We start from the raw sequence: 26,708 nt of genomic DNA on the forward strand, positions 1-26,708 counted from the left end.
TTGTGCCAGACCGCCGACGGTGCCCCAACCTCACCGCTCAAGCATGCGGCTGCGCCGCCCCGTCCCGTATGGCGTTTCCCGCCGCCTCCTGCGTCGCCACGAAGCGCAGCACCTCGGTGTCGTCGACGCCCGGGAAGACCCCGGGGGGCAGTACCGCGAGCAGGTGGGAGTGCGCTCGGGCACTGGGCCAGACCTTGCCGTCCCACTCGCGGGCGAGTGCCGCGGGAGGCCGGGTGCAGCAGCGCGGGTCCGGGCAGCGCGAGGTCCGCCGCTCACGGGTGTCGCGGCCACGCATCCACCGCACCTGGTCGAAGGGCACACCGACTGAGACCGAGAAGCGCCCCTGCGGGGTCTGCTCGGCGACCGCGGTGCACCAGAACGTCCCCCGACCGGTGTCGGTGTACTGCGCGTAGATCTCACCGTTCGGCCGTTCGAAGACCACCCGGGCGGTCCAGGCTCGACAGACCCGAGCGCCTTCGATCGCGCCCGTGCCATCCATCGGGAAGCGCACGCCGTCGTTCTCGTACGCCTTGTAGATGACGCCGTCGGCGCTGGTCCGCATGAAGTGCACCGGGAGATCCAGATGGCGCGTGGCCAGGTTGCAGAATCGGTGGGCGGCGGTCTCGTAGGACACGGCGTACTCATCCCGCAGGTCCTCCAGCGCGATGTCCTTGACGGCCCTGGCCTGCTGCAGGAAGGGCGCAGCGCTGGCCTCCGGCACCAGCACCGCGGCCGCGAAGTAGTTGATCTCCACGCGTTGGGCCAGGAACTCGGCGTAGTCCCGCGGCGGCTCGTGCTCGAGGACCACGTGTCCCAGAGCCTGCAGCGCTGCGGCTCGGGCGTCGTGGCTGCCTCGCTCCGGCAGGTAGACCCGGTGGTGCTCAAGGTCGGTCACGCTGCGGGTGGAGGCCGGGACATCCGGCACCAGCCGCAGCTCGAAGCCGATGTGCTCGGCGATCCGGTTGACGTCCGCCTTGCTCACCACTCCCCCCTCGTGCCCGATCGCGCGGACCAGCTCGGCGGCTCGGCCCTCGATCTCCGGAAAGTAGTTGTCGGCCTCGCGCATCCGTCGGCGCAGCTCGGCGTTGGCGATCCGCGCGAACTCCGGGGTCGCCGCCCGCTGCTGCTGCAGGCCGACGACGCTCTCGTAGAGGCCGACGAGGGCCTCGAGCGCGTCATCCGGCAGTGCCGCGCCCACCCGGACCTGGGGTATGCCGAGGGTCTGGAAACCCTCGGACCGCTGGGCCCGCTCCCACCGCACCTCCAGCGCCGAGCGTCTTGTGGGCGGGCCGCCCGAGAGCAACTCGCCGAGGTCCAGGTCGAGGGCGCGGGCGAGGTCGCCGAGCACCGACACCCGCGCTTCCCGACGACCGTTCTCCAGCAGGGACAGCGCCGAGGCAGACAGGCCCACCCGAGCACCCAGCTCGGCCAAGGTGAGGTCGGCCACCCTCCGGTGGTGCCGCACCCGTCTGCCCACCGACACCGGGTCGGTCCCCGCACCCACACCGTGGCCGCCGGCGGCGCCGTCGTCGGCGCCCTCCAGGCGGACCGAGGGACGGAACGGCAGCACGCGCAGGTGGGAGGACGGCATACCTGCACGATAGCGAAAGAATCGCGCTTCTTGACAGAGCGAGCCCCTCCCACCTGACGGGCGCACGGCCGAACCTGAAGTCACCGCACCGACGAAGGGAACTGATCAGAATGACCGCCACGGCCGATCGCACCACTCCCCTGGCCCAGCAGGCCCTGGAGATCGAGCACGACTGGAGCACCAACCCGCGCTGGCGGGGCGTCCAGCGGCGCTACACCGCCGAGGACGTCGTCCGCCTCCGCGGCTCCGTCGTCGAGGAGTACACCCTGGCCCGTCGAGGTGCCGAGCGGCTTTGGGAGGCTTTGGAGACCAAGCCCTTCACCCGCGCGCTCGGTGCGCTCACCGGCAACCAGGCTGTGCAGATGGTCAAGGGCGGCCTGGAGGCCATCTACCTCTCCGGCTGGCAGGTGGCTGCGGATGCCAACCTGGCCGGTCAGACGTACCCGGACCAGAGCCTGTACCCCGCCAACTCGGTCCCGGCCGTGGTCCGCCGGATCAACAACGCCCTGCAGCGCGCCGACCAGATTGCGTGGATGAACGGCGAGACGGACACCGACTACTTCGTGCCGATCGTCGCCGACGCCGAGGCTGGCTTCGGCGGTCCGCTCAACGTCTTCGAGCTGATGAAGTCGATGATCCAGGCGGGCGCCGCCGGCGTGCACTGGGAGGACCAGCTCGCCTCGGAGAAGAAGTGCGGCCACCTGGGCGGCAAGGTGCTCATCCCCACCGGCCAGCACGTCCGCACGCTGAACTCCGCGCGGCTGGCGGCCGACGTCCTCGGCGTCCCGTCCGTCGTGATCGCCCGCACCGACGCCCTCGCCGCCGACCTGCTCACCAGCGACGTCGACGAGATCGACCAGCCGTTCACCACCGGCGAGCGCACCTCGGAGGGCTTCTTCCGGGTCCGCAACGGCATCGAGCCGGTGCTGGCCCGGGCCAAGGCCTACGCCCCGTATGCCGACCTCATCTGGGTGGAGACCGGCACCCCCGACCTGGGCCTGGCTCGCGAGTTCGCCCAGGAGCTGCACAAGGACTTCCCGGACCAGAAGCTGGCCTACAACTGCAGCCCGTCCTTCAACTGGCGGGCCGCGCTATCGGACGGCGAGATCGCCTCCTTCCAGGACGAGTTGGGCGACCTCGGCTATGCCTTCCAGTTCATCACCCTGGCCGGCTTCCACTCCCTCAACCACGGGATGTTCCACCTGGCGCACGGCTACGCCCGCACCGGGATGAGCGCCTACGTCGAGTTGCAGGAGGCCGAGTTCGCCGACGCCCAGCGCGGCTACACCGCGGTGCGGCACCAGGCCGAGGTGGGCACCGGGTACTTTGATGCCGTGAGCACGGCGGTCAACCCCGACTCCTCCACCACGGCGTTGAGCGGTTCCACCGAGACCGAGCAGTTCCACCACTAGGACCCCGGAAGGCCCGCGATGGACAGTTATCTGAACCACCTCCTCGACGCCGACCAGCTCGCGGTGCTCGAGGAGGTGGAACGGGCCACCCGTCCGTCGCGGGCCGACCTGCTGACCGCCCGCAAGGAGCGCTCGCGCGCGGTCCAGGCGGGTGAGGAGCTGGCCCTGCCGGAGGAGACCCGCAGGATCCGTGAGGACGAGAGTTGGCGGGTCGCTCCGCCGCCCGCCGACCTGACCTACCGACTCGTCGAGCTGGCCACCCCCGCCACCGCCGAGTCGGCCAAGAGCGCGATGAGTTCAGGCACCGACGTCTGGGTCGCCGACCTGGAGGACATGCTCGTGCCCACGCAGGCGCGGCTGCTGGGCGCGCACCGGGTGATCCACGAGGTGGCGTGCACCCGCACCGGGGACGCCGAGCCGGGAGTGCCCACCCTGATGGTCCGCCCGCGCGGTCTACACCTGCACGAGTCCCACCATCTGGTCGACGGCGAGCCGGTCAGCGCCCCCGTCGCCGACGTCGTCCCCTTCCTCGCGCTGAGCGGACAACGCCTCGTCGACAACGGCACCGGCCCCTACCTCTACCTGCCCAAGGTCGAGACCTGGCAGGAGGCGCAGTGGTGGGACGACCTGATCGGCCGCGCCGAGGAGGCCCTCGGCCTGCCCTCGGGCTGCACCCGGGTGAGCGTGCTCGTGGAAACCGTGCACGCGGCATACCAGCTCGAGGAGATCGTGCACGCGCTCAAGGAGCGGCTCACCGGGCTCACCGCCGGCCGATGGGACTACGTCTTCTCCTACCTGCGGACCTACGGGCAGCGCAGCGACCACATCCTGCCCGACACCGAGTCGTTCACCATGAACACCCGCTTCCTGCGGACCTATACCGACGTGATCCTGCGCACCTGCCAGCGGCGCGGCGTGCAGGCCGTCGGCGGACCGATCGCCCTCGCCCCGAGCGGACCGTTCGATGAGTCGGTGGCGATGACCCACGCCCGCATCCACCGGGACAAGGCGCGCGAGGCCAAGCAGGGCTTCGACGGCGCGTGGGCGCTGCACCCAGCCCTGGTGCCGATCGTGCGGCTGCCCTTCCAGGGGCGGGACGACGCCCTGGGCTCCCGCGCCCTCGAGCGGCGCCGCGAGCACACCGGAGCGGCGCCGCCGGTGCGCGTGAACGGTGAGGCTCTGCGCGACGTGAGCTCCCTGCCAGGCACCGCGACCCTGACCGGCATGCGCACCGCCCTGCGCTCCTCGCTGACCTATCTGACCGGGTGGCTCGCGGGCGAGGGAACGCTGACGATGGCCGGGCACATCGAGGACTTCGGCACCGTCGAGCTGTCCCGGATGCAGTTGTGGCAGTGGATGATCCACGGCGAGCGCTTCGCCGAGGGCCCGACGATGTCACCGCTGCTGCTGGACCGGGTGATGGAGGACGAGGTCGCGCTCCTGCGTCGCCGTGGCGCCCGCGAGGACCTCCTCGAGCACGCCATCACCCTGCTGCGCGAGGCCGTCGTCTCCGAGGAACCCCCCGCCTTTCTATCCCTGCGCGCCTACGACGTCCTCCTCACGCTCGAGACGAAGAAGACCCAGGACCCGAAGACGACCGACCACCCCGCCTCCTAACCACCGGACGCGCGCCAGGTCGCCAATTCACCCCACCGAACGCGCGCCAGGTCGCGAATCCACCCCACCGAACGCGCGCCAGGTCGCGAATTCACCCCACCGAACGCGCGCCGCTCCCCTCAGCCGCGCGCGCCGGAGTGCGCGTGCGCGTGCCCGCGCAGGATGACCTTGTAGGGATCGGCCATCTCCCGGACATCCTCGCGCGGGTCGTTGCGGTAGACCACGATGTCCGCGGACTCCCCCTCGGCGATGCCAGGGCGCCCCAGCCACTCGCGCGCCGCCCAGGTGGCGGCGCCGATGGCCTCGAGATTCGACATACCGGTCCTGGTGAGGGCCTCGACCTCGCGAGCGACCAGGCCGTGCGGCAACTGGCCCCCCGCATCAGTCCCGACATACACCGGCACCCCGGCCTCGCGAGCCTTGGCGACGGTCTCGAACCGGCGCTCGTAGAGGTCCATCATGTGGTCGGCATAGGTGGGAAACTTGGCCCGCCCGGCGTCTGCGAATCCCGGGAAGTTGGCGATGTTGATCAAGGTGGGCACGATCGCGATCTGCTGTCGAGCGAAGATGTCGATGGTCTCATCGGTCAGCCCGGTCGCGTGCTCGATGCAGTCGGTCCCGGCCGCGGCGAAGTCGACCAGCGACTGCTCGCCGAAGCAGTGCGCCGTCACCCGCGCCCCCTCCTCGTGGGCGGCGGCGATGGCCTCGGTGAGCACGTCGACCGGCCAGCAGATCCCCAGGTCACCGGTCTCCCGGTCGATCCAGTCCCCCACCAGCTTGACCCAGCCGTCACCATTGCGCGCTTCCTGCCGGACGTACTCGACGAGGTCCTCCGGCTCGACCTCCCAGGCGAAGTTGCGGATGTAGCGCTTGGTCCGCGCGATGTGGCGGCCGGCACGGATCAGCCGCGGCAGGTCCTCCCGCTCCTGCACCCAGCGGGTGTCGGCGGGGCTGCCTGCGTCGCGCAGCAGCAGCCCCCCGGCGTCCCGGTCGGCGAGCGCGTGCTGCTCGGCCCGCTCCTCATCGACCGCGCCGTGCGCCTCCAGTCCCACGTGGCAGTGTGCGTCGACGAGCCCGGGGACGGCATACCCCTCGATCGTCTCCAGGTCGAGCCCGGCACCGGTGGGCGGGCTCAGGCTGACCACGCCGTCGACCACCCAGACCTCCTCCAGCACCTCCTCGGGGCCGACCAGGACCTGGCCACGGATGTGCAGCGCCGGTGCGCTCATCTCGACTCGCTTCCCTTGCCCGTATGACGTGTGGCCAGGCTAGCGGGGCTCCTCACCCGGGGCGCGGGCAGAGCGGGTGCTGCGCAGGATGAACCACGGGAGAGTGAGGCTGAGGACGGCCAGGCCGGCGAAGACCCAGGGGGCCGTGGCCGGGTCGAGCCCCACCAGACCGGCGCACAGAGTCATCGCGACCGCGGTCGGGATCGCCTCCGCGAGCACCACGACCGTCGGCGCCTCCCCCGGCGGCAGGTCGGGATGGTCGCCCTGCACCCCGCGGTTGAGCAGATCCAGATAGACCAGCCCCATCCCCAGACCGACCGCGGCCCAGCCACCGATGTAGGCAAGGTGGGCATGCTGACCGGCGGCGCCGGTGTGCACCGCCACCGCCATGGCGCTCAGCCCGACCGCCAGGAGTCCGACGCCGAGGTGCGCGCGTCGCGCGACATCGGCCAGCGGGCGGGCACCGCACCACAGCCCGGTCAGCGACCAGGCCACTCCGCCAGCGGTCAGCAGCAGCCCAAGACCGAGCTCGTCGAAACCAAGGAGGTCGTGCGCGGCGATCGCCGCCACGGCATTGGCTCCGAAGTAGACGACGGCGAGCAGCCCCAGGCCTGCGACGGCCGCCGGCTGGACAGGTGCGGCTCGCAGCACGCTCGTCGGGACCAGGTCCCGAGCGACGACGGCGATGACGATCAGCCCGGCGATCACCGCGAGCCAGCCCCAGACCGCCGAGAGAGTGAGCGCCGAGATGAGTGCCACGCCGGTGGCCAGCAGCAGACCCTGGCGCAGCGGAAGTCGCCCCTCCTTGCCCGCCGGGGGTGGGACCCGCTCCAGCTGCCGGGCGATCAGCAGCCTCGCCAGGATGAGGGCGGGCAGGTAGGCGACCAACGCCCACCGCCAGTCCAACCAGTGGCTGAGCCACGCGGCATACGCGGGCCCCACGAGGGAGGCGAGCAGCCACACCACGTTGTAGAAGGCCAGCACCAGCCGTCGCCAGGACGGCGGAAGGCTGGAGACGATGACCCCCAGGCCGACGGTGGCGATGGCGCCGGAGGCCAGCCCGGCCAGCGCCCGGCCGAGGATGAAGACCTCCATCGACGGGGCTGTGGCGCTGACCACGGCAGCCAGGACCGAGCCCATCGTGAGCCAGGTGATCAACCGCGAGGCCCGGAAGCGCGCCAGCAGCACACCTCCCAGCGGCATGGTCACGAAGGAGGCCACGAGGGCGGCCGCGGCAGCCACTCCGTAGAGCCGCTGACCGTCCAGCTCGGCCGCGAGCAAGGGAGTGATCGTGGAGGAGAGGTAGACCTGCATGGCCGCGACCAGCTCGACGAGAAGCAGCGCCGCCGCCAGGACGAAGGCGGGTTGACGGGTTGCCTTCACACCGCGCCCCAGTGCTCGTGGCGACATCATGGGCTGATGCTAGCATTCTAGTTCCCTAGGTCGCCGACCCCGAGGACGTCGCCTCCGGGCATCACGGCCTCGGTATCGTGACCGCGTGACCTCCTCCGAATCTCGTCGACGAGACCACGCTGACGCGGGCTCGTCGACGATCAAGGAGGTCGCCGACCGGGCGCCCGAGGAGGTCGAGGACCTCAAGGACAGCGCGCTGGGGCGGGGCAGCAAGGACAAGCGTGACGAGGTCAAGGAGCGGTGGGAGAACCGCTTGGCCTGGCCGGTTCTCATCGCCGCTCTCGTCTCGGTGCCGGCTGTCTTCCTGACCCTCTTTGATGAGCCTTTCGAGACGATCGGGCACATCGGCCTGTATGCGGTCACGGTCGTCCTCGTGCTCGAAACCGTGGTCTTCTTCCTGGTCTCGCCAGAGAAGATCGCCTGGATCCGACGCAACTGGTGGCTCCTGGGCGGATCGGCCGCCGCGGTGCTCGCGGTCGTCTTCAGCATCGGCCCCCTGCAGCTCTTCCGGGCGTTGCGCAGCGTGGGGGCGTTGCGGGTGTTGCGGGCCAAGCAGGTGGCCAGAGCGGGCGAGTCCCTGGGCAGCTCGGACAAGGGCAACAAGCGGCGGATCCTGGGCAAGGTGCTGGCCACCGTCGTCGTCGGTGCGTTCGTCGTCATCGCGATGGTGGACTCCGACTCCGAGGCGCGGGTCTTCCTGACCGATCTGGTCGGCGAAGACCTGGCGATCGCGGCCGCCTGGGTGGCCGGACTGGTCACCGTGGTGGGGATGTATTTCCTGGTGCGCGACCCGAAGGACGAGGACGACGACCAGCACGACGAGGACGACGACGAAGTCGAAGGTCAGAAGAACGACGACGAGGACGACGAGGACCAGGACGAGCACGCCGCCTGAGGGGGCCTCCGCGCGGTAGCATCCTGCAGCCCCGGTCCGTCGACCGGCGGCATCGGCTCTGGCCGGACGCTCCTCGGAGAGCCCGACCGCTGGATCTCGGGGGGTTCCCGTGTTCGACCTGATGCGTCGCTTGCGCAGCGAGCCGGGCAGCGCCCTGCTGCTCGTCGCCGTCACCCTGGTGGCCCTGGTCTGGGCCAACTCGCCCTGGTCCCACGCCTACGAGGAGCTCTGGCACCTGCCCCTGTCCGTGCGCCTGGGCGAGGCCGGGATCGACATGAGTCTGCACCACTGGGTGAACGACGGCCTGATGGTGATCTTCTTCTTCGTGGTGGGGCTCGAGGTGCGTCAGGAACTGGCCGTTGGATCGCTACGAGATCGGCGTCGGGCCCTGCTCCCCGTCGTGGCCGGCATCCTCGGGGTCGCGCTCCCGGCCGCGATCTACCTCGCCATCGCCGGCCGCGAGGCCGCTGCGGGCTGGGGCGTCGTGGTCGGGACCGACACGGCCTTCCTGCTGGGTGCGCTGGCCCTCGTCGGACCCAGGATGTCCAACCAGCTGCGGGTCTTCCTGCTCACCCTGACGGTGGTCGACGACTTCCTGGCGGTGTCGATCATCGGCGTCTTCTACACCAACGACCTCAACGTCATGGCCCTCGGCGTGGCCGTGGTCGCTCTCGTGGTCCTCTGGCTGCTGGGCCGCAGCCGCCAGTGGCGCAGCTCGCCCTACGTCGCGGTCGTCGTGGTGCTGTGGCTGGCCACCCTGGAGTCCGGCATCCACCCCTCGATCGCCGGCATGGTCGCCGGGCTGCTCGTGCCGGCCTACGCCACCCACCGCGCCCGCGTCGAGGACGCCCGCACCCTCTTCCGCGACTACTGGCAGTCCCCCGAGGCCGATGTCGCCCGCTCGGTCAGCCGAGGGCTGGCCAGGTCGATCTCGGTCAACGAGCGCCTCCACGTCTCGCTCCGCGGTCCCTCCTCCCTGGTCGTGGTGCCGATCTTCGCCCTCGCCAACGCCGGCGTCGACCTGCGGGGCGACACCCTGTCCACCGCCATGACCTCCAGCGTGACCTGGGGCGTGGTCGCTGGCCTGGTGCTGGGCAAGCTGGTGGGCATCAGCCTCGGCACCTGGCTGGCCATCCGGATGGGGCTGGGCCGGATGCCCGAGGGCGTGGGCCCGGGCAGCATCATGGGCGGCGCGGCCCTCTCCGGCATCGGCTTCACCGTCTCCCTGCTCGTGATCGGGCTGGCCTTCACCGACCCCACGCTCGTCGACTCCGCGACCGTCGGCGTCCTCATCGCGATGGCGGGAGCGTGGCTGCTCGGCTGGCTCATCTTCCGGGTCGCCCGGGACCGGTTCGGCGAGGTCTCCGCCGACCTTCCCGTGACGCTCACTCCCCCGGTGCACCCCGAGCTGGACCACATCTACGGCCCGGTCGACGCCGAGTGCACCGTGGTCGAGTACTACGACTACGAGTGCCCCTTCTGCTCCACCACGACCGGCATGGGGCGGGACCTGGTCGACCACTTCGGCGACCGGGTGCGCTTCGTGGCCCGCCATCTCCCGGTCACCGACCGCCACCCGCACGCCCTGCGCGCAGCCTGGGTGGCCGAGGCCGCAGCGCGGCAGGACATGTTCTGGCAGATGCACCAGGCCCTCTTCGCCCACCAGCACGAGCTCGGCGAGGAGACCTACCGCCGGTTGGCCGACGACATCGGTCTGGATCTGGAGCAGTTCGAGGAGGACCTGGCCGACGAGTCGCTGGCCGAGCGCGTCCAGCTGCATGCGCAGAGCGCCTTTGAGTCTGGCGCCCGCGGCACCCCGACCTTCTTCCTCAACGGCTCCCGCCACATCGGTCCGCATGACGCCCGCACCATCATCGAGCACCTGGAGCGCCAACTCCGGGACACCGAGCAGGCTCCTGCCCGCCGACGCTCCTGACCGCTCAGACCCGCGCGGCCGGGGGGTCGGCTTCCCGCTTCTACCGACGGGTCCGAAGGATGCCGATCGCCGTCCCCACGACGAAGATCAGCAGGCAGATCCACCAGCCGGGGTGGCTCGGTTCCCAGTTCTGCTCGAAGGCCGGATCCTGACGCTGCCGCTCCAGCCGTGCCACCAGCGCCCGATAGATCGGATTCCCGACGAGCTCCCCCACCACCACGCCGGTGACATAGGCCAGCACGCTCCACCCCACCGCTCCTCGACCCCACAGCACCGCCACGATCAACGAGACCGGGGCGAAGAACCACGGGATGAGGCGCCCGGACCAGCCAGGGGTGTAGATCTGGCCCAGGGCACCGTCCGGCACGCGGAAGAGCCAGAAGAGCAGGGCGTAGCACGCTGCCACGAGCAGCAGGAGCACGACCAGCGCTCTCGGTGACTCGCGCGACGGTGCGGACATGCGGGTCAGTATGGCGGCATCGCCCTACTGCCGCTCCCCGATCGGTGAGAGCGCAAGACCCGCCTCGGTGGCCGGGGCCGCGTAGGCCCGGGCGAGCGTGGCGACGGTCTCGTGCGCGTTCAGACCGCTCGGGTTGGGCACCACCCACAACGCCGCCCCCTCGAACGGCTCGGGCTGCCGACCCGCCTGTGCCTTGGGCAGCCCAAACGCGTCCCGGTATGCCGTGATCCCCGCCACGGCGAGCACCTCCGGCTGGGTGCGTCGCACCGTGGCACGCAGTTCCTCACCGCCCTCGCGGAACTCAGCGCGGGAGAGTTCGTCGGCGCGCGCGGTGGCTCGCCGCACGAGGTTGGTGACGCCGATCCCGAGCTCACGCAGGTGGTCGCGGTCCTGGTCAGTCATCCCCGCCGACGGGTCGATCGTGCGCTGCACGATGCCAGCCAACTCCAGCGCCGGGTAGAACCGGTTGCCGGGGTGGGCGAAGTGCGTCTGCGTCGCGGCGGTCCACAGGCCGGGGTTGATCCCGACGAAGAGGAGCCGGAGCGCCTGGCCGTTCGACGGCAGGAGGTCCGGCACCTCGGCGTCCCGAAAGGACTCCAGCTCGGCCCGGGTGAAGCGTCGTCTCGGCATCTCATCCAGCCTAGGCGGGTGCCGTCGTCGTGACCGTCAGCGCGTCACGACCGGTTCTAGATCAGGGCACAACTGCTCGATCGAGAAGTCGACCCAGTGCTGCCCACTCTCGGTGCTGATGAAGCCGTCTCCGGAGAAGCCTTCCAGCAGTTCCCCGTACCGCTGCTGCACATCCCGGTCGTGGTCGTGGTCGGCGTAGAGGACGGAACAGAGGTGCAGGCTGTGGAAGAGCGCGGCCGAGGCAGGCCCATCCGACAGGGCGGTGAACTCTTCCCTCATCTGCTCACCGAGAGCTTCGTAGTGCTCGGGATCGTCCCGGATGTCCGAGCCGCTCAGCCGATCCCCCGTCGCCGCTGCGCCGTCAGGGCCGCTGGCTTCGTCGGGCGCGAGACCGGTCTGGACGACTGGGCCTTCTGTGACCTCGCTGCCGGTCTGGACCCAGCAGGAGGACAGGCTGAGCGCTAGTCCCAGAGCTCCCAGGGTCGTCATCGTGCTGCGGACAGGGGTCGACAGCGACATCGCTGCAATCACTCCTTCTCGATCAGGACCCAGACGTTCCAAGCCCAACAGCGCCCCATGCCTGCCGCAGCGCGAACTCCACGTCCGAGCCTGCGCCATACCGATCCGCGGCCGAGCGCAGGGTCGCCGCTGCGAAACCGACGAAGTCGACGTCCCGCGGGAGCAGGCCGCGGGTGGTCAGCGTGTCGAACCAGACCTGGCCAGCCCGCTCCCAGACCCGCCCACCCAGCGCCGTCGCAAACAGGTGGAAGGCCTTGTTGGGGATGCCGGAGTTGATGTGGACTCCCCCGTTGTCATGGTCCGCGTCGTGCGGCAGGACCACGTAGTCGTCCATGTGTCCCGGTTGGGGATCGGTGCCGATCATGGGGTCGTCATAGGCGGTGCCTGGCGCCGCCATCGAGCGCAGCGCCACCCCCTGCACGCGATCGGTGAAGACGCCCGCGCCGATCAACCAGTCGGCCTGCTCGACGGTCTCTCCCAGCACCCACTGGCGCACGATCGCGCCCAGCACGTCCGAGACCGACTCGTTGAGTGCACCGGACTGCCCCACATAGGTCAGGCCGGCGGTGTGCTGCGTCAGCCCATGACCGAGCTCATGCGCGATCACGTCGACGCTGCTGGTGAAACCGGCGAAGTAGACGCCATCCCCGTCGCCGAAGACCATCTGCCGGCCGTCCCAGAAGGCATTGTCGTAGTCCCGCCCGTAGTGCACCGTCGCGATCAGCGGCAGCCCTGCTCCGTCGAGGGAGTCACGGCGGTAGACGCGCGCCAGCACGTCCCACGTTGCACCGACCCCGTCGTAAGCCTCGTCCGCCGAGCGGTCACCGGTCGCGTCACCGCCCTCCGCCCGGACGAGCAGACCGGGCAGGCTGGTCCCCTGCTGGGCGTCATGGATCGACCGGTCCGGGGCAGCATCCACCCGGATGCCTGGCGCGGTGCCGGGCAGCAGTCGCGACCGCCGGTCCAGGGTGCCGGGGCCCACGATGCCGTGCAGAGACCACGGCGGCAGGGGCGGATCATCAGGTCGCCCGTCGGGATCGGTCAGCCCATCCCCGCCCGTCACGGCGCCGCCACCCTCACCCCGAGGCGGGCGACCACCTGGCCACCGGGTGGCCCGCAGCTCCCGACGCATCCGGATCTGCGAGCCGTCCTGCAGCGTGAACTCCGCCGCCGGGGCCACCTCCGGGTCAGCCTCGGCCAACCGCGCCAGCAGATACGGCGGGACGATCGCGCAGTGCGGCTGCGGCTTGCCCGTCATGTCCGCCACTGTGGCACGGACCACCGACGAAGGAGAGTCGAAGCCACCCAGCCGGGACCTGGCGGCGATCTCTACTTCTTGTCCGACCCGCCGTCGAGGTACTTCTCAAAGCCCGGGGGCAGCTTCAGCCCGGACAGGTCGCCGCCGTCCTGGCCCGACGGCATACCCTCAGCGCCACCCAGCGCACCACCGAAGGCGCTCTCCAAGGACGCTGCGCGCGCCGCCTCAGCCTTCTGGGCCGCGTCCCGCTCCTGCTGAGCCCGCTTGGCCGGGTTGCCGGACTTGCCCTTCTTCTTGGGCTGGGCCTTGCCCCGCTTGCCACCTCCGGGACCACCCATCCCTGGCATGCCTGGCATCCCAGGCAGGCCGCCGCCCTTCTTGAGCTGGCGCATCATCTTCTGCGCCTCGCCGAAGCGCTCGAGCAACTGGTTGACCTCGCCCACCTGGACACCCGACCCGCGAGCGATGCGCGCCTTGCGGGAGCCGTTGATCTGCTTGGGGTGGGTTCGCTCGAAGGGGGTCATCGAGCGAACCATCGCCTCCACCCGGTCGAACTCACGCTCGTCCAGGGAGTCGAGCTGGGCCCGCATCTGCTGCATCCCCGGCATCATGCCGAGCATCTGCTTCAGGCTGCCCATCTTCTTGATGGCCGCCATCTGCTGCAGGAAGTCCTCGAAGGTGAAGTCCTCGTCGGCGAGGAACTTGCGCGTCATCTCCCGCGCCTGCGCCTGGTCGAAGGCCTGCTCGGCCTGCTCGATCAGGGTCAGCACGTCACCCATGTCCAGGATCCGCGAGGCCATCCGGTCGGGGTGGAAGAGCTCGACGTCCTTCACACCTTCACCGGTGGAGGCGTAGAGGATCGGCTGCCCGGTGACCGACGCCACCGACAGAGCCGCACCACCGCGCGCGTCACCGTCGAGTTTGGTCAGCACCGAGCCGGTGATCCCCACACCGTCAGAGAAGGCCTTGGCCGTCTCGACCGCGGCCTGACCGATCATCGCGTCGATGACGAAGAGCACCTCGTGGGCGCCGGTCTCGATCCGGATGTCGCTGGCCTGACGCATCAGGTCCATGTCCACCGCCAGGCGACCGGCGGTGTCGATGATCACCACGTCGTTGCCGCGGCGCCGCGCCTCCTCGACGCCGTCCACCGCCACGTCGACCGGGTCACCGAAGGAGCGCGTCCCCTCCCCTGACTCCAGGGCCGCATCGTGGCCGAAGACATTGCCGCGCTCCGGCGCGAACACGCTCACGCCCGCGCGCTCACCGACCACCTCGAGCTGAGTGACGGCGTTAGGGCGCTGGAGGTCGGCCGCGACCAGCAGCGGCGTGTGCCCCTGCCCCTTGAGCAGGTGCGCCAGCTTGCCGGCGAAGGTGGTCTTACCCGAACCCTGCAGGCCGGCGAGCATGATCACCGTCGGCGGGTTCTTGGCCAGGTTCAGGCGGCGGGTCTGCCCACCCAAGATGGTGACCAGTTCCTCGTTGACGATCTTGACGATCTGCTGCGCCGGGTTGAGCGCCTGGTGCACCTCGGCACCGAGCCCGCGCTCGCGGATCCGCCCCGTGAACTCCTTGACGACCGGCAGCGCCACGTCCGCATCCAGCAGCGCCATCCGGATGTCGCGGATGGTCGCGTTGAGGTCGGACTCGGTGACGGTGCCCTTGCGCTTGAGGTTCTTGAAGGTGAGCGTCAGACGGTCGGAGAGGGAGTTGAACACCCGGCAAGGATACGTTGGACACGTGCCAGGACCTATCTCCACCGCCCGCCGCCGACTCGCGCTCGCCCTGCGCGACCGGGTCGCCGGCCCGGACGCCGAGCGTCGCGCGCACGCCATCTGGCTGGCCCCCGGCGAGCGCCGGTTCGCCCCCGATGACCCGATCTGCCGCGTCCAGGGCCACTCCGGTATGTACGCCGGCGGCATCCGCGCCCTGCTCCTGCAATCCCTGCACCCGCTCGCGATGGCGGGGGTCGGCGAGCACTCGGGCTACCGCGGCGACCCGTGGGGCCGATTGCAGCGGACCAGCGAGTTCATCGCGATGACCACCTTCGGTCCGATCGAGTCCGCCCAGCGGGTCATCGACCGGATCAACCGGGTGCACCAGACCGTGGTCGGCACGAGCGCGGACGGTCGCCCCTACTCCGCGACCGACCCGCACCTGCTCCGGTGGGTGCACGTCGCCGAGATCGACAGCTTCCTCACCGCCCACCAGCTCTACGCCCGCACCCCACTCACCCCGGACGAGGCCGACACCTATGTCGCGCAAGCGGGCTGGGCAGCCAGCCAGCTCGGCATCCCCGACCCACCGACCACGGTGGCTGAGTTGAAGAGTCAGCTCGCGGCATACGGGCCGGAGTTGGCATCGACCCCGGGCGCCCGGGACGTAGCCCGGTTCCTGCTGCTGGAACCGCCCCTGCCGTGGGCCGCCCGGCCCGGTTTCTGGCTGCTCGCCGCCGGCGCCGTCGCGATGCTGCCCGCCCACGCCCGCGACCTGCTCGGGCTCCGCCTGCCAGAGGCGCTGCGTCCGGTCGAGGAACCCCTGCTCCGGTATGTCGCCACCCCCCTCGGCGCGCTCGGCACCGCCGCGGTCGGCTGGGCGCTGTCCGACCCACGCGACCCGCGCAACGCTCCCGAGAGCTCCGCGGTGGGTGCGTGACCCTGCTCGTCGACTACCTGGCCCGGCTCGGGGTAAAGGGCCCGGGGCTGGGGTTGGCCGGGCTGCGCGAGCTGCACCGGGCGCACGTCGAGCGGGTGCCCTACAGCACCGTCGACATCGTGCTGCGCCGTCCGGTGCCTGCCGAAGAGATGGCGTGCGTGCGGCGAGTGGTCGAGGGCCGGGGCGGCTACTGCTTCCACCTCAACGGCGCCTTCGGCTGGCTGCTGCGGAGCCTGGGGTATGCCGTGTCCTACCACCGCGCGGGCGTGCAAGGTCGGTCGATGGCCGAGCCGTCCGGGGCGAACGGGACGCATGTCGCGCTGGTGGTGGACCTGGGCAGGGAGGGGCGGTGGCTGGCCGATGTGGGGCTGGGCAGCGGGCTGCACTCCCCTGCGCGACTGGTGGAGGGTGACGTGCGGGACGGTGCCCTGCGATTCGGGCTGCGGCGCTCGGACGTGGAACGGCGTGGCTGGCGCCTTGACCACGACCGCCGCGCCGACTCCTTCGTCGGCATGGATCTCGCGGCGGGGTCGGTGACCTGGGCGGAGGCGACGGCCCGGCATGAGGAGTTGTCGACCTCGCCGTGGTCGCCCTTTGTTCGGCGGCTGTCGGTGCAGCGGCGCGACGAGGAGGGGGTCGACGCGCTGCTCGCCACCTCGTGGCGGCGGATCACGGCCAGCGGGATGACCTTGCGGACCCTGTCGTCACCGGATGAGCTGCGTCAGGTGCTCGGCGATGTCTTCGGACTCGATGTGTCGCGGCACGGGGTGAGCGAGGCCGAGCTCGACGCCCTGTGGCGGTCGGCCAGCCTCGATCAGCCACGGGACTGAGCGGCTGTCCTGCGCTCGCTGCGCAATCCGTCCCGCGACACGCCCGACCTGCACCGGCTCAATCGTGCCCGGGTACGAATGAGCCGGTCGGCGCCGGCGTGGCGGCCGGACGAGTTGCTGGAAGTGGGCCCTCAGCTGGCTGTCAGCCGACGATCCCCACTGTCGGCTTCCGCGCCACCCTCCGGGCCTCGCTCGTACCTCGCTCGTGTCCTCAGCTGGCTGTCAGCCGACGATCCCCACTGTCGGCTTCCGCGCCACCCTCCGGGCCTCGCTCGTACCTCGCTCGTGTCCTCAGCTGGCTGTCAGCCGACGATCGCCCCCACGAAAGCCTCCGCGTCGAACGGAGCCAGATCGTCGGGGCCTTCGCCCAGGCCGATCAGCTTGACCGGGACGCCGAGCTTGCGCTGGACGTTGACCACGATGCCGCCCTTGGCGGTGCCGTCCATCTTGGTCAGCACGATGCCGGTGATGGCGACCTCCTTGGCGAATTCCTCGGCCTGGCGCATGCCGTTCTGGCCGGTGGTCGCATCCAGGACCAGCAGCACCTCGCCGACCGGCGCCAGCTTCTCGATGACGCGCTTGATCTTGCCCAGCTCATCCATCAGGCCACGCTTGGTGTGCAGGCGACCGGCGGTGTCGATGAGAACCACGTCAGACTCGCCCTCGATGCCGGCCTTGACCGCCTCGTAGGCGACCGACGCCGGGTCCGCCCCCTCCTGGTGGGAGCGCACGGTCGGCACCCCGACCCGCTCACCCCAGGTCGTCAGCTGGTCAGCGGCCGCAGCGCGGAAGGTGTCGGCGGCTCCGAAGACGACGTCCTTGTCCTCGGCGACCAGCACGCGTCCCAGCTTGCCGACCGTCGTCGTCTTGCCGGTGCCGTTGACGCCGACCACGAGGATCACGGCAGGCTTATCGCCCTCGCGGGTGGCAGCGATCCGCCGGTCCATCGTCGGGTCCACCAGGCGCAGCAGGTCATCGTGCAGCCACTGCTTGACCAGCGCCGGATCGGTGGTGCCGTCGACCTTGACCTGGGTGCGCAGCGAATCCACCAGTTCCGTGGTCGCCTCTACGCCCAGGTCAGAGGCCAGCAGCGTGTCTTCGACGTCCTCCCAGTCGGTCTCGCTCAGCCCACCACGCGACAGCAGCGCGAGCAGCGCGTTGCCGATCGCCGAGTTGGAGCGGGCCAGTCGGGCGCGCAGGCGCTGCAAACGGCCCTTGGCCGAGTCGGGGCGCTCAAGAGTCGGGGCCTCCTCAACCGGAGGCTCCTCGACGATGACGCCGCCGCCACGGTTCTCGACGTCACTGTCGACGTCAGGGTCAAGGTCCTCACCGGTGCGGGGGCGGTCCTGCGTCAGGACGTCCCCGTCACGGTCCCGGTCCACCCGGGGCGGGGTCTTGCGGCCACCGCCACGGCCACGCACCAGCGCGACCAGGACGCCGATGGCGCCCACGATCAGGATCGTCGCGAGAGTCAGATACTCCCAGAGCTCATTGATGGGTCCCACGCCTCACAGTCTCCCAGACGTCAGGAGGTGCGGCCGACCCGACGGGGTCACCTCAGGAGGCGCGCCGCATCTCCGGCTGCTCGATGAGCTCGCCCACCGGCTGCTCAGAGACCTTTTCGCGCGCGACGGCGCGGCTGGTGGTGTGCTCGCCCCGCTGGGTGGCGCTGTGCGAGACCGAGGACACCCGCTGGGCGGCGGACCGGCCCAGCTCCTCACCACGGGCGCGCACCTTCTCCGTGGTCCGACGGGCCCCCGCGATCAGCTCCTCGCCCTCTGCGGTCCAGAACTCGCCGCGCCCCTCCCGGCGCGCCTCGAGCATGACGTAGCCGACGACGCCGGCGCCGATCGCGACGCAGAACAGCATGGCCAGGACAAGAGCGAACATGTCACCCAGTGTGACAAGCCGGACCGGGCATCACTAATCGACGCGCGGGCGATCCGCCGAATTTCCCACCATGCCGGGCCCTGCGGCGCCGCCGAGCCGGATCCGTTCCTGCACCGAGCGCGGCACCTCCGCGGCTGCCACCCACGGCTCGGGCACCGGCTCCCCCGCGACCATCGACAACGGCACGACACCGGTCCACGGCACCGCGTCCGCATCGGGCTCGGACGACGCGAGGTCAGGAGGAGCAGCGCCCGGCCCTCCGACGCGCGTCTTGACCAGCCAGTCGCCCTCCCGGATCTCCATGGCCAGCACCCCGGTCGCGGCGACCTCCTTATCCGTCATCGCACGCACCTCCGCGGTGCGCCCGGGCAGGATCGCCTCGGAGATGACGTCGAGAGACCGCCGCTTCTCCTCGGCATCCAGAATCGGCTCCAGCGTGCCGTAGACCACGGCCGAGCGATAGTTTGCCGAGGAGTCGAAGGTCGAGTCGGCGACCACGATCCCGTCCAGGTGCACCACACTCACGGCCGCGGGTGCCCCTGCCGCGACGTGCCGCAGCGCTCCCGCACCTGTCGAGCCGTGCAGCAACAACCGATCACCGTCGCGCACGACGAGCAGCGGCACCACACATGGCCCACCGTCCACCACGGTGGACAGGGTCGCCACCAGCAAGCCGTCGAGGACCGCATCCAGCTCCGCGCGCTCCGTCCGTGACCGATCCCGATAGCGACGGATCGCCCGCGGCGCGCCGCCAGCCTCGACCGGCGCACCCATGCCCTCCCCGATCACAGCTCCCGCTCGATTCGGCTCAGCGTCTCCTCGCTGGAGGCGACAGCTCCCTCGTCGGCCCCGATCCGGCGACGCGTCTCTAGCGCCCGCGACGCATCAGCCCGTGCCTCCGCCAACCGCCCCTCATCGAAGAACACCTTCGCCCGGTGCTGCCAGACGAAGGCCAGCAGCTGCTCATCGGCCGCACCCCCCTCGCCCGAGGCGCCGAAGACCTCCTCGGCGGCAGACAGCAATTCGTGCGCCTCGGCATACTCCTCACGCCAGTGGTGGGCGTGCGCCAGCCGCACGGCGGCCGCCGCCCAGTCCGCCGTGCCTGGCTCCCGCTCATCCAGCTGCTGCTGGCCGACATCGACCGCCCGGTCCAGCTCACCGAGCATCCGCCAGAAGGTGGTCGCGTGCGGATCGTCCGGCACCTCCGCCAGCCACTCCCGGGTGTCCTCCTCCGAGAGCAGCTCCTCCCGGAGCGTCTCGGCGTCGATGAGATACGCGGGGTAGGCCCCGCCGCCATAGACCCGCATCAGGCCGGCTCCTTCTCCTGCTCGCGCTCGTCCTCACCTGGGCGCACCGGACCACGAGCGCCTTCAGGAGCGACATCCTTGACCCGCTGGCTGACCACGGTGGTGACGCCGTCGCCGCGCATGGACACGCCATACAGGGCATCGGCGATCTCCATCGTGCGCTTCTGGTGGGTGATCACGATGAGCTGGGAGGAGTCGCGCAGCTCCTCGAAGAGGGTGATCAGCCGGCCGAGGTTGGTGTCATCGAGCGCCGCCTCGACCTCATCCATGATGTAGAACGGGCTCGGCCGCGCCTTGAAGATCGCGACCAGCAGTGCCACCGCGGTGAGGGAGCGCTCGCCGCCGGAGAGCAGCGAGAGGCGCTTGATCTTCTTGCCGGGCGGGCGCGCCTCGACCTCGATGCCGGTGGTCAGCATGTTGTCCGGGTCGGTGAGCGTGATCCGCCCCTCACCGCCGGGGAAGAGCCGGGAGAAGACGCGCTCGAACTGCTCGGCGGTGTCGTGGAAGGCCTCGGTGAAGACGCGCTCGACGCGCTCGTCGACCTCTTTGACGATCTCCAGCAGGTCCGCCTTGGACCGGCGCAGGTCCTCGACCTGCTCCACGAGGAAGGTATGCCGTTCCTCCAGGGCGGCGAACTCCTCCAGGGCGAGGGGGTTGACGCGGCCGAGCTGGCTCAGCGCGCGCTCGGCCTTGCGCAGCCGCTTGTCCTGCTCCTCGCGCACGAAGGGTGTGGGCTCGGGCCAGGTCTCCGGGTCGTCGGAGTCGTCGGGACCTGGGACATAGGGGACGGGCAGATGCGGCCCGTATTCCTCGACCAGGGTGTCGGGGTCGACGCCCAGCTCCTCGATCGACCGGGTCTGCAACGCCTCGATCCGCAGCCGCTGCTCCGCGCGGGCGATCTCGTCGGCGTGCACGCTGTCGGTGAGCTCGCGCAGGTGGCCGGCGACCTCCTGGGCTCGGGCGCGGGCGGCGGCGAGCGCCTGGTCCCGCTCGGCCTGGGCGGCCCGGGCGGCGTCGCGCTCGGTCGAGGCGGCCCGCAGGAAGCCCTCGACCCGCTCGAGCAGGTACGCCGAGCCGGTCGCGACAGCCCGAGCAGTGTCGCGCTCCTCGATCCGGCGGGCACGGCGGGCAGCGGCGCGCTGGCGAGCGGCGAGCTCGTTACGGGCCGCGGCCTCCAGCCCTTCGGCGCGACCGGAGAGCGCCGTGGCCCGTTCTTCCTGGGTGCGCAGGGCCAGCCGGGCCTCGGTCTCGGCGCTGCGGGCCCGGGCGGCCGCGTCAGCCAGCCGCTCACGCTCGGCCGGATCCGGCTCCTCGGCGTCCACGGCCGGCTCCTCCTCGGCCGCGGCCAGACGCTGTTCCAGGTCGGCCAGCTCCTCGCGGGTGGTCCGGAGCCCGTCCTCGGCCGAGCCGATCTGGCCGGTGGTCCGCTCGTGCTCGGAGCGGGCCGAGCGCATGGTCTGACCGAGCTGGGCGAGCTGCTCGGCGACCGCGGTCATCCGGGCGTCGTTGTCGTGCAGGGAGTCCAGGGCGGCGTTGGCCTCCTCCTGCGCCGTGCGCAGGGTCTCGCGGGCGGTCGTCAGCTCGAAGGTGGCCCGCTCCGCCCGCGACGTCGCCTCCTGCACCCCGGCCTTGGCCTCATCCATCGCCGATTGCAGCTCCAACAGGCTCGGGGCAGCGCTGGAACCGCCCCGCACCCAACCTGGGCCGTAGACATCCCCGTCGCCGGTCACGACCGTCAGTCCAGGAAGGTCGCGCACCAGGGTGACCGCCTCCTGTGCGGAGTCGACCAGGGCGACGCGGGCGAGCAGCCCGGAGACCGCATCGGTGAGCCTCGCGTCGGCGGAGCGGACGGCGTCGGCCGCCCACACGGCATACCCGGGCAGCTGGGGCCACCCCGCGCGATCCACGGGCGTGGACGCCTCGGGGACGAGGAGTCCGGCCCGACCTTCGTCGTGCTCGCGCAGCCAGCCGAGGGCTTCGCGCGCGGGGTCCAACCCGTCGACGACGAGGGCCTCGCCCGCCCAGCCGAGGGCCGCGGCGACCGCTGCCTCCCGGCCGGCGTCCACCTCCAGGTGATCGGTGAGCGTCCCTCGGATCCCGGAGACACCGTCGCCGGACTCCCCCGCGGCGAGCAGCGCGCTCGCGCCGTCGGTGCGGCGCAGGCTCAGCGAGAGCGCCTCGACCCGCGCCTGGAGGGTGGCCTGCTCCGCCTGCGCGGCCCGCAACTCCTCGGTGAGGCGCACCACCGACTCCTCGGCCTCCGACCGTCGCTCCTCGGCCGCCTCGTACTCCTGGTCCAGCCCCTCCTCGCCCTGCTCGACGTCCAGCACGGTCGCCTCCAGGGCAGCGAACTCCTTCTCCGCCCGCGACGCCCGGTCGAGCACGGCCTGCGCCGCCTCGGTCAGCCGAGCGATCTCGCCCTCCCCGGCCTCGACCCGGGAGCGGCGGGCCGCGACCTGACCAGCCAGCCGGGCCAGCCCCTCACGGCGATCGGCCGCGGCGCGGGCCAACCGCTGCAGTCGCGCCTGCTCCTCGGCGTGCGCAGCCTCGGCAGCGGCGCGCTCCTCCTCGGCCTCGGCCAGGACCCGCTCAAGGTCGGCGACCCGGGCGAGCAGCGCGGCCTCCTCGGCCCGGACCTGCTCGGCCTGGGCGCGCAGCTGCTCGGGGTCGCGGGAGCCGCTGCGGCCACCCTGCTCCTCGGCGCGCAGTTCCTCCTCCTCCGCTCCCAGCAGGCGCACCCGCTCGGCCGCGAGATCGCCGAGGGCACGGCAGCGCTCGACCAGGGCGGAGAGGGCGTACCAGCGGTCCTGCACCTCGGTCAGCGCCGGCGCGGCCTCGGCCCGCTCCGCCTCCAGACCGTTCACGGTGCTCTCGGCCGAGGCGAGCGCGGCCTGGGCCGCTTCCCGGCGGCGCACCAGCGCCTGCTCGTCGGCCAGCTCCTGCTCCAGCGCGCTGGTCAGCTGGACCAGATCGTCGGCCAGGATCCGCAGCCGGGCGTCGCGCACATCGGCCTGGATCGTGGCGGCCCGGCGGGCGGTCTCGGCCTGGCGGCCCAGCGGGCCGAGCTGGCGCCGGATCTCGGTGGTCAGGTCGGTGAGCCGGGTGAGATTGCCCTCCATCGTCTCCAGCTTGCGCAGCGCGCGTTCCTTGCGCTTGCGGTGCTTGAGGACTCCGGCGGCCTCCTCGATGAACCCGCGCCGCTCCTCCGGCGTCGCGCGCAGCACCTGGTCGAGCTGGCCCTGCCCGACGATGACGTGCATCTCGCGGCCGATGCCGCTGTCGGAGAGCAGCTCCTGCACGTCGAGCAAGCGACAGCCGGTGCCGTTGATGGCGTACTCCGAGCCGCCGGAGCGGAACATGGTCCGGGTGATCGTCACCTCGGAGTAGTCGATCGGCAGCGCCCCGTCGCTGTTGTCGATCGTCATCGACACCTCGGCCCGACCCAGCGGTGGGCGGCCGGAGGTGCCCGCGAAGATGACGTCCTCCATCTTGCCGCCGCGCAGGCTCTTGGCGCCCTGCTCCCCCATCACCCAGGCGAGCGCGTCGACCACATTGGACTTGCCCGACCCGTTGGGGCCGACGATGCAGGTGATCCCCGGCTCCAGGCGCATGGACGTCGCGGAGGCGAACGACTTGAACCCCTTGAGGGTCAGGCTCTTGACGTACACGTGGGCTGGCAACTTCCGCTCGGGTCGGGTCTGCGGTCACGATACCCGCGCCGTATGCCGTTTCCCGGCTGATTTCCGCTGTTCACCCGAGGTGGGTGGCCGGTGGACGCCCTGATCGGCTAACGCTCGACGAAGCCGGACAGGTCGTCCTTGGGCTCGTGCTTCTGCACGGTCACGCCGTCGACCCGCCCCGGCCGGGACCGCGTGGACGGGTTCTCCTCCAGGAGGCCAACCAGCTGCGAGATCGCCTCGGGGTCCCCCTGCGCGTTCACCTCGACCCGACCGTCGGAGAGATTGCGGGCGTGGCCAACAAGCCCCAGCTCCAGGGCCCTCGCTCGGGTCCACCACCGGAACCCGACCCCCTGCACCCGGCCTCGGACGAAGATCAACGCGCGCTCCATACGACTGACACTACGGTGGCGCCTGTGAGCATGCAGGACAGCGCCGACCGCACGGCATACCGACCGATCCACGACCGGAAGGTCCGCTGGGGCCTCCTGGCCGCCGGCAAGATCGCCCACGCCCTCGCCGGCGCGATCCAGGAGACCGAGGGCGGCACCATGGTGCGCGTCGCGGCCCGTGACCCGGAGCGAGCCCGCGAGTTCGCCGAGCAGTACGACATCCCGGCGCACGGCACCTACGAGGACCTGTACGCCGACGACGAGGTCGACGCCGTCTACATCTCCTCGACCCACCCGCACCATGCCGAGCAGGCGCTGCGCTGCCTCGATGCCGGCAAGCACGTGCTCATCGAGAAGCCGCTCGCGCTCACCGTCGCCGACACCGAGCGGGTGCTGGACACTGCGCGGGCGCGCGGTCTGCTGGCGATGGAGGCGATGTGGACCCGCTGCATGCCGCTGGTCCAGGACCTGGTCGGTCGGGTCCGGGGCGGGCAGATCGGGCGGGTGCGCTCGTTCGCCGCTGCCTTCACCATGCCCTTCGAGTATGTCGACACCCACCGCGTCTTCGACCTCGCCAACGGCGGCGGCGCGCTCCTCGACATCGGCATCTACCCGGTGACCCTGGCGCACCTGCTGGTGGGCCACCCGACCCACCTCCAGGTGCTGGGTTCGCAGGCTCCGACCGGTGCCGACGACCTCGCCGCCCTGCAGTGGATGACCGCCGAAGGTGCTGTGGCACAAGTAATCTGCGACTCTCAGAGCGCCGGCGCCTCACGCACTGTGATCCGTGGCAGCGACGGCTGGATCGAGGTGCACGGCCCCGTCAACGCGCCGACGTCCTTCACCCTCTACCGCGGGCGGGACGCGGACGGCGAAGAGATCCGCCACCCGCAGCACCACTACCGCCACGAGGTCGAGGAGTTCCACCGCTGCCTGCAGGAGGGGCGCGTCGAGTCGGCCCTGGTGCCGCACGCCGACACGATCGCGATCATGACGATCCTGGAGAGCGCCCGACGCGAGCTCGGCGTGCACTACCCGCAGGAGGACGCTCCGCTCACCGGCTGACCGTCAGGTGGCGGCAGACGAGTGCGTCATCGATGACGTGACACAGCAGACTGCCGGGCGGTTGGCTCACCGCGCCAGACCCAAGAAGATGACGATCAGACGCTCGACACGCAGGCGCCGACGATGCTCGCGTACGGGCTGCTGAACTGTCACCCCCCGATGTTTCATGTAACGCCTGGCCGCAGACGTGATATCGATCGGCTCAGCGGCGTAACCGTGGCGCCGGCTGGCACGTCGGGCACGAGAAGGACGAGCGATTCATGAAGTGCTCGCGCCGGATCGCGGTGCCGCACCGCGCACAGGGCCGCCCCTCCTGCCCGTACGCATGCAGCGACCGGTCAAAGTAGCCGCTCGCCCCGTTCACGTTGACGTAGAGCGCGTCAAAACTGGTGCCGCCCTGGCCGAGCGCCTCCCGCATCACGTCCTCGGCGTGGCCCAGCAGGCGCCCGAGCGCAGGCTTGGTCAGCGCCGACGCCGGCCGCCGACCGTGCACCCCAGCCCGCCAGAGCGCCTCGTCGGCATAGATGTTGCCGATCCCGCTCACCACGGTCTGGTCGAGCAGCACGCGCTTGATCTCGCTATCCTTGCTCTTGATCCGGCGGGTCACGGCCGCGACATCGAAGGCCGGCTCCAACGGGTCGGGCGCGATGTGCAGGACCGGCTCCGGTATGCCGTGCACGTGCACCCCGGGCAGTTCACCAGCCTCCCCCGGGCCGCCCATGTCCGGGACATCTTCGCCCGGGTGGGACACGCCATACCGGTCGGGGTGCAGGCTCGCCAGGGCGAGCCCGCCGAAGGTGCGCTGGTCGACGAAACGCAACTGGGGGCCGTCGTCGGCGAAGTCGAGGGCTGCGTGCAGGTGCTTCTCGCGCGGGGCATCGGGGGACTCGACGAGAAGCTGGCCGCTCATCCCGAGGTGGACGACGAGGGCCTGCGGGTCGTCATCGGGTGGGTCCAGGACCAGCCAGAGGTACTTGCCGCGGCGGTCGGCGGCGAGCACGCGGTTGCCCTCGATCCGGCTGGCCAGGTCGGTCGGCCCGGCGGCATGGCGCCGGGCGACGCGGGCGCCGCTCAGCGCTGCGCTCGTGATCGTGCGCCCAACCACGTGGTCCCGGACCCCGCGGCGCACCACCTCGACCTCAGGTAGCTCGGGCACGTCAGCCGGTGCCCTCGGCGGTCTCCGTCCGGGGCGAGTCTGCGGTGGGCTCCACGTCGGCCATCCGGGCCGCGCGCTCGCTGAGCGTGCGCCAGCCGGCCTCGGCGGCCTGCTGCTCCGCGCCCTTCTTGGAGCGTCCGCCACCGGTGCCGACGACCTCGCCGTCGACGAGCACCTGGGCGGTGAAGGTCTTGTCGTGGTCTGGCCCCTCAGACTGCACGGTGTATTCGGGCGACCCCAGTTCCCCTGTCGCGGCCACCTCCTGCAGGGAGGTCTTCCAGTCCAACGCCGCGCCCATGGCGGCGCTGCGGTCCATCAACGGGTCCAGCAGATGGTGGATGAGCCGGGCGGCGGCGGGCAGATCGGAGGAGAGGTAGACACTGCCGATGACGGCCTCGGTGGTGTCGGCCAGGATCGAGTTCTTGTCCCGCCCCCCGGTCGCTTCCTCGCCCTTGCCGAGCAGGACGTACTCCCCCAGCCCCAGCACCCGGGCCACCTCGGCCAGCGCCCGCGAGTTCACGACCGCGGCGCGCAGCTTGGCCAGCCGCCCCTCCGCCAGGTCCGGGTGCGCCCGATAGAGCGTGTCGGTGACCACTACGCCCAGCACCGAGTCCCCGAGGAACTCCAGCCGCTCGTTGTGCGGCTGACCGTCGTTCTCATAGGAGTAGGACCGGTGCGTCAGGGCACGCAGAAGCAGCGCCTCGTCGCACCGCTCACCGACGATCTGTTCCAAATGGTCGTTGAGCTCGGCGACGGGGCGCATGCGTCAGCGAGAC

General features: G+C 71.1%; 23 protein-coding genes. 7 read left to right on the forward strand and 16 right to left on the reverse strand.

Annotation, left to right across the window (positions count from 1 at the left end; genetic code table 11):
* Positions 1-37: 37 nt before the first annotated feature.
* Positions 38-1,591 (reverse strand): helix-turn-helix domain-containing protein, encoded by a 1,554-nt coding sequence (locus ACQBAT_RS10190; RefSeq protein ID WP_420746521.1) that lies wholly within the window; start codon positions 1,589-1,591, stop codon positions 38-40.
* Positions 1,592-1,701: 110 nt separating this feature from the next.
* On the opposite strand from ACQBAT_RS10190, the gene aceA reads away from it, so the two are divergent.
* Together aceA and ACQBAT_RS10200 are read left to right on the forward strand one after the other, a co-directional pair.
* Entirely contained in the window at positions 1,702-3,003 is a 1,302-nt protein-coding gene (gene aceA / locus ACQBAT_RS10195; protein ID WP_420746522.1) for an isocitrate lyase, read from the forward strand.
* An 18-nt stretch (positions 3,004-3,021) separates the two neighbouring features.
* Positions 3,022-4,620, forward strand: coding sequence for a hypothetical protein (locus ACQBAT_RS10200; protein WP_420746523.1), 1,599 nt, complete (start codon positions 3,022-3,024; stop codon positions 4,618-4,620).
* 119 nt (positions 4,621-4,739) lie between these two features.
* Here the strand turns inward: ACQBAT_RS10200 and ACQBAT_RS10205 are convergent, their stop codons facing one another.
* Together ACQBAT_RS10205 and ACQBAT_RS10210 are read right to left on the reverse strand one after the other, a co-directional pair.
* The gene (locus ACQBAT_RS10205) at positions 4,740-5,849 is read right to left on the reverse strand and encodes an amidohydrolase family protein (RefSeq protein ID WP_420746524.1); all 1,110 of its coding nucleotides are present in this window, start codon (positions 5,847-5,849) and stop codon (positions 4,740-4,742) included.
* 39 nt (positions 5,850-5,888) lie between these two features.
* The gene (locus tag ACQBAT_RS10210; protein WP_420746525.1) at positions 5,889-7,262 is read right to left on the reverse strand and encodes an MFS transporter; all 1,374 of its coding nucleotides are present in this window, start codon (positions 7,260-7,262) and stop codon (positions 5,889-5,891) included.
* 85 nt (positions 7,263-7,347) lie between these two features.
* On the opposite strand from ACQBAT_RS10210, the gene ACQBAT_RS10215 reads away from it, so the two are divergent.
* Both ACQBAT_RS10215 and nhaA read left to right on the forward strand, forming a co-directional pair.
* Positions 7,348-8,157, forward strand: coding sequence for a hypothetical protein (locus ACQBAT_RS10215; RefSeq protein WP_420746526.1), 810 nt, complete (start codon positions 7,348-7,350; stop codon positions 8,155-8,157).
* A gap of 109 nt (positions 8,158-8,266) precedes the next feature.
* Entirely contained in the window at positions 8,267-10,093 is a 1,827-nt protein-coding gene (gene nhaA / locus ACQBAT_RS10220) for a Na+/H+ antiporter NhaA (protein WP_427197680.1), read from the forward strand.
* A 40-nt stretch (positions 10,094-10,133) separates the two neighbouring features.
* Here nhaA and ACQBAT_RS10225 read toward each other — a convergent pair whose 3' ends face one another.
* The 5 genes from ACQBAT_RS10225 to ffh form a co-directional block, all read right to left on the reverse strand.
* Positions 10,134-10,553, reverse strand: coding sequence for a hypothetical protein (locus ACQBAT_RS10225; protein WP_420746527.1), 420 nt, complete (start codon positions 10,551-10,553; stop codon positions 10,134-10,136).
* A 24-nt stretch (positions 10,554-10,577) separates the two neighbouring features.
* On the reverse strand, positions 10,578-11,183 hold the full coding sequence (locus ACQBAT_RS10230; RefSeq protein ID WP_420746528.1) for a mismatch-specific DNA-glycosylase: 606 nt from the start codon (positions 11,181-11,183) through the stop codon (positions 10,578-10,580).
* A 36-nt stretch (positions 11,184-11,219) separates the two neighbouring features.
* Entirely contained in the window at positions 11,220-11,702 is a 483-nt protein-coding gene (locus tag ACQBAT_RS10235) for a hypothetical protein (RefSeq protein ID WP_420746529.1), read from the reverse strand.
* A gap of 22 nt (positions 11,703-11,724) precedes the next feature.
* Complete coding sequence (locus ACQBAT_RS10240) at positions 11,725-12,960, reverse strand: M4 family metallopeptidase (protein ID WP_420746530.1); 1,236 nt, start codon at positions 12,958-12,960, stop codon at positions 11,725-11,727.
* Positions 12,961-13,031: 71 nt separating this feature from the next.
* A complete protein-coding gene (gene ffh / locus ACQBAT_RS10245; RefSeq protein WP_420746531.1) occupies positions 13,032-14,678 on the reverse strand; it encodes a signal recognition particle protein in 1,647 nt (548 codons plus the stop codon).
* A gap of 22 nt (positions 14,679-14,700) precedes the next feature.
* On the opposite strand from ffh, the gene ACQBAT_RS10250 reads away from it, so the two are divergent.
* Both ACQBAT_RS10250 and ACQBAT_RS10255 read left to right on the forward strand, forming a co-directional pair.
* Complete coding sequence (locus tag ACQBAT_RS10250) at positions 14,701-15,615, forward strand: oxygenase MpaB family protein (protein WP_420746532.1); 915 nt, start codon at positions 14,701-14,703, stop codon at positions 15,613-15,615.
* Positions 15,612-16,445: an arylamine N-acetyltransferase family protein gene (locus ACQBAT_RS10255; protein WP_420746533.1), complete on the forward strand. Its 834-nt coding sequence runs from the start codon at positions 15,612-15,614 to the stop codon at positions 16,443-16,445. The genes ACQBAT_RS10250 and ACQBAT_RS10255 overlap by 4 nt, the downstream gene beginning before the upstream one ends.
* Positions 16,446-16,747: 302 nt before the next feature.
* Here the strand turns inward: ACQBAT_RS10255 and ftsY are convergent, their stop codons facing one another.
* From ftsY to ACQBAT_RS10285, 6 genes are all read right to left on the reverse strand, one after another.
* Positions 16,748-17,950, reverse strand: coding sequence for a signal recognition particle-docking protein FtsY (ftsY, locus tag ACQBAT_RS10260; protein ID WP_420746534.1), 1,203 nt, complete (start codon positions 17,948-17,950; stop codon positions 16,748-16,750).
* A 52-nt stretch (positions 17,951-18,002) separates the two neighbouring features.
* Positions 18,003-18,335: a hypothetical protein gene (locus tag ACQBAT_RS10265; protein WP_420746535.1), complete on the reverse strand. Its 333-nt coding sequence runs from the start codon at positions 18,333-18,335 to the stop codon at positions 18,003-18,005.
* 33 nt (positions 18,336-18,368) lie between these two features.
* Positions 18,369-19,124 carry a pyridoxamine 5'-phosphate oxidase family protein gene (locus ACQBAT_RS10270; protein WP_420746536.1) on the reverse strand — a complete coding sequence of 252 codons (756 nt, stop codon included), beginning with the start codon at positions 19,122-19,124 and terminating at the stop codon, positions 18,369-18,371.
* Positions 19,121-19,642, reverse strand: a complete 522-nt coding sequence (locus tag ACQBAT_RS10275; RefSeq protein ID WP_420746537.1) for a hypothetical protein — start codon at positions 19,640-19,642, stop codon at positions 19,121-19,123. The genes ACQBAT_RS10270 and ACQBAT_RS10275 overlap by 4 nt, the downstream gene beginning before the upstream one ends.
* Positions 19,642-23,310 carry a chromosome segregation protein SMC gene (gene smc / locus ACQBAT_RS10280; protein ID WP_420746538.1) on the reverse strand — a complete coding sequence of 1,223 codons (3,669 nt, stop codon included), beginning with the start codon at positions 23,308-23,310 and terminating at the stop codon, positions 19,642-19,644. Before smc ends, ACQBAT_RS10275 begins: the two co-directional genes overlap by 1 nt.
* A gap of 119 nt (positions 23,311-23,429) precedes the next feature.
* Positions 23,430-23,711: an acylphosphatase gene (locus ACQBAT_RS10285; RefSeq protein ID WP_420746539.1), complete on the reverse strand. Its 282-nt coding sequence runs from the start codon at positions 23,709-23,711 to the stop codon at positions 23,430-23,432.
* Between the two features lie 30 nt (positions 23,712-23,741).
* Here ACQBAT_RS10285 and ACQBAT_RS10290 point away from each other — a divergent pair, with 30 nt between their 5' ends.
* Positions 23,742-24,776, forward strand: coding sequence for a Gfo/Idh/MocA family protein (locus ACQBAT_RS10290; RefSeq protein ID WP_420746623.1), 1,035 nt, complete (start codon positions 23,742-23,744; stop codon positions 24,774-24,776).
* A gap of 202 nt (positions 24,777-24,978) precedes the next feature.
* Here ACQBAT_RS10290 and mutM read toward each other — a convergent pair whose 3' ends face one another.
* A complete protein-coding gene (gene mutM, locus ACQBAT_RS10295) occupies positions 24,979-25,932 on the reverse strand; it encodes a bifunctional DNA-formamidopyrimidine glycosylase/DNA-(apurinic or apyrimidinic site) lyase (protein ID WP_420746540.1) in 954 nt (317 codons plus the stop codon).
* Between the two features lies 1 nt (position 25,933).
* Positions 25,934-26,695, reverse strand: a complete 762-nt coding sequence (gene rnc / locus ACQBAT_RS10300) for a ribonuclease III (protein ID WP_420746541.1) — start codon at positions 26,693-26,695, stop codon at positions 25,934-25,936.
* Positions 26,696-26,708 lie beyond the last annotated feature (13 nt).

Origin of the sequence: Ornithinimicrobium pulveris (assembly GCF_050261105.1) — a bacterium.
Lineage (GTDB): Bacteria > Actinomycetota > Actinomycetes > Actinomycetales > Dermatophilaceae > Ornithinicoccus.

Bases quoted from the DNA above. Each gene is read 5' to 3' on its own strand.
- ACQBAT_RS10190 (WP_420746521.1), bottom strand. From the start codon at position 1,591: ATGCCGTCCTCCCACCTGCGCGTGCTGCCGTTCCGTCCCTCGGTCCGC.
- aceA (WP_420746522.1), top strand. From the start codon at position 1,702: ATGACCGCCACGGCCGATCGCACCACTCCCCTGGCCCAGCAGGCCCTG.
- ACQBAT_RS10200 (WP_420746523.1), top strand. From the start codon at position 3,022: ATGGACAGTTATCTGAACCACCTCCTCGACGCCGACCAGCTCGCGGTG.
- ACQBAT_RS10205 (WP_420746524.1), bottom strand. From the start codon at position 5,849: ATGAGCGCACCGGCGCTGCACATCCGTGGCCAGGTCCTGGTCGGCCCC.
- ACQBAT_RS10210 (WP_420746525.1), bottom strand. From the start codon at position 7,262: ATGATGTCGCCACGAGCACTGGGGCGCGGTGTGAAGGCAACCCGTCAA.
- ACQBAT_RS10225 (WP_420746527.1), bottom strand. From the start codon at position 10,553: ATGTCCGCACCGTCGCGCGAGTCACCGAGAGCGCTGGTCGTGCTCCTG.
- ACQBAT_RS10230 (WP_420746528.1), bottom strand. From the start codon at position 11,183: ATGCCGAGACGACGCTTCACCCGGGCCGAGCTGGAGTCCTTTCGGGAC.
- ACQBAT_RS10235 (WP_420746529.1), bottom strand. From the start codon at position 11,702: ATGTCGCTGTCGACCCCTGTCCGCAGCACGATGACGACCCTGGGAGCT.
- ACQBAT_RS10240 (WP_420746530.1), bottom strand. From the start codon at position 12,960: ATGACGGGCAAGCCGCAGCCGCACTGCGCGATCGTCCCGCCGTATCTG.
- ACQBAT_RS10265 (WP_420746535.1), bottom strand. From the start codon at position 18,335: ATGTTCGCTCTTGTCCTGGCCATGCTGTTCTGCGTCGCGATCGGCGCC.
- ACQBAT_RS10275 (WP_420746537.1), bottom strand. From the start codon at position 19,642: ATGCGGGTCTATGGCGGCGGGGCCTACCCCGCGTATCTCATCGACGCC.
- ACQBAT_RS10285 (WP_420746539.1), bottom strand. From the start codon at position 23,711: ATGGAGCGCGCGTTGATCTTCGTCCGAGGCCGGGTGCAGGGGGTCGGG.
- ACQBAT_RS10290 (WP_420746623.1), top strand. From the start codon at position 23,742: ATGCAGGACAGCGCCGACCGCACGGCATACCGACCGATCCACGACCGG.
- rnc (WP_420746541.1), bottom strand. From the start codon at position 26,695: ATGCGCCCCGTCGCCGAGCTCAACGACCATTTGGAACAGATCGTCGGT.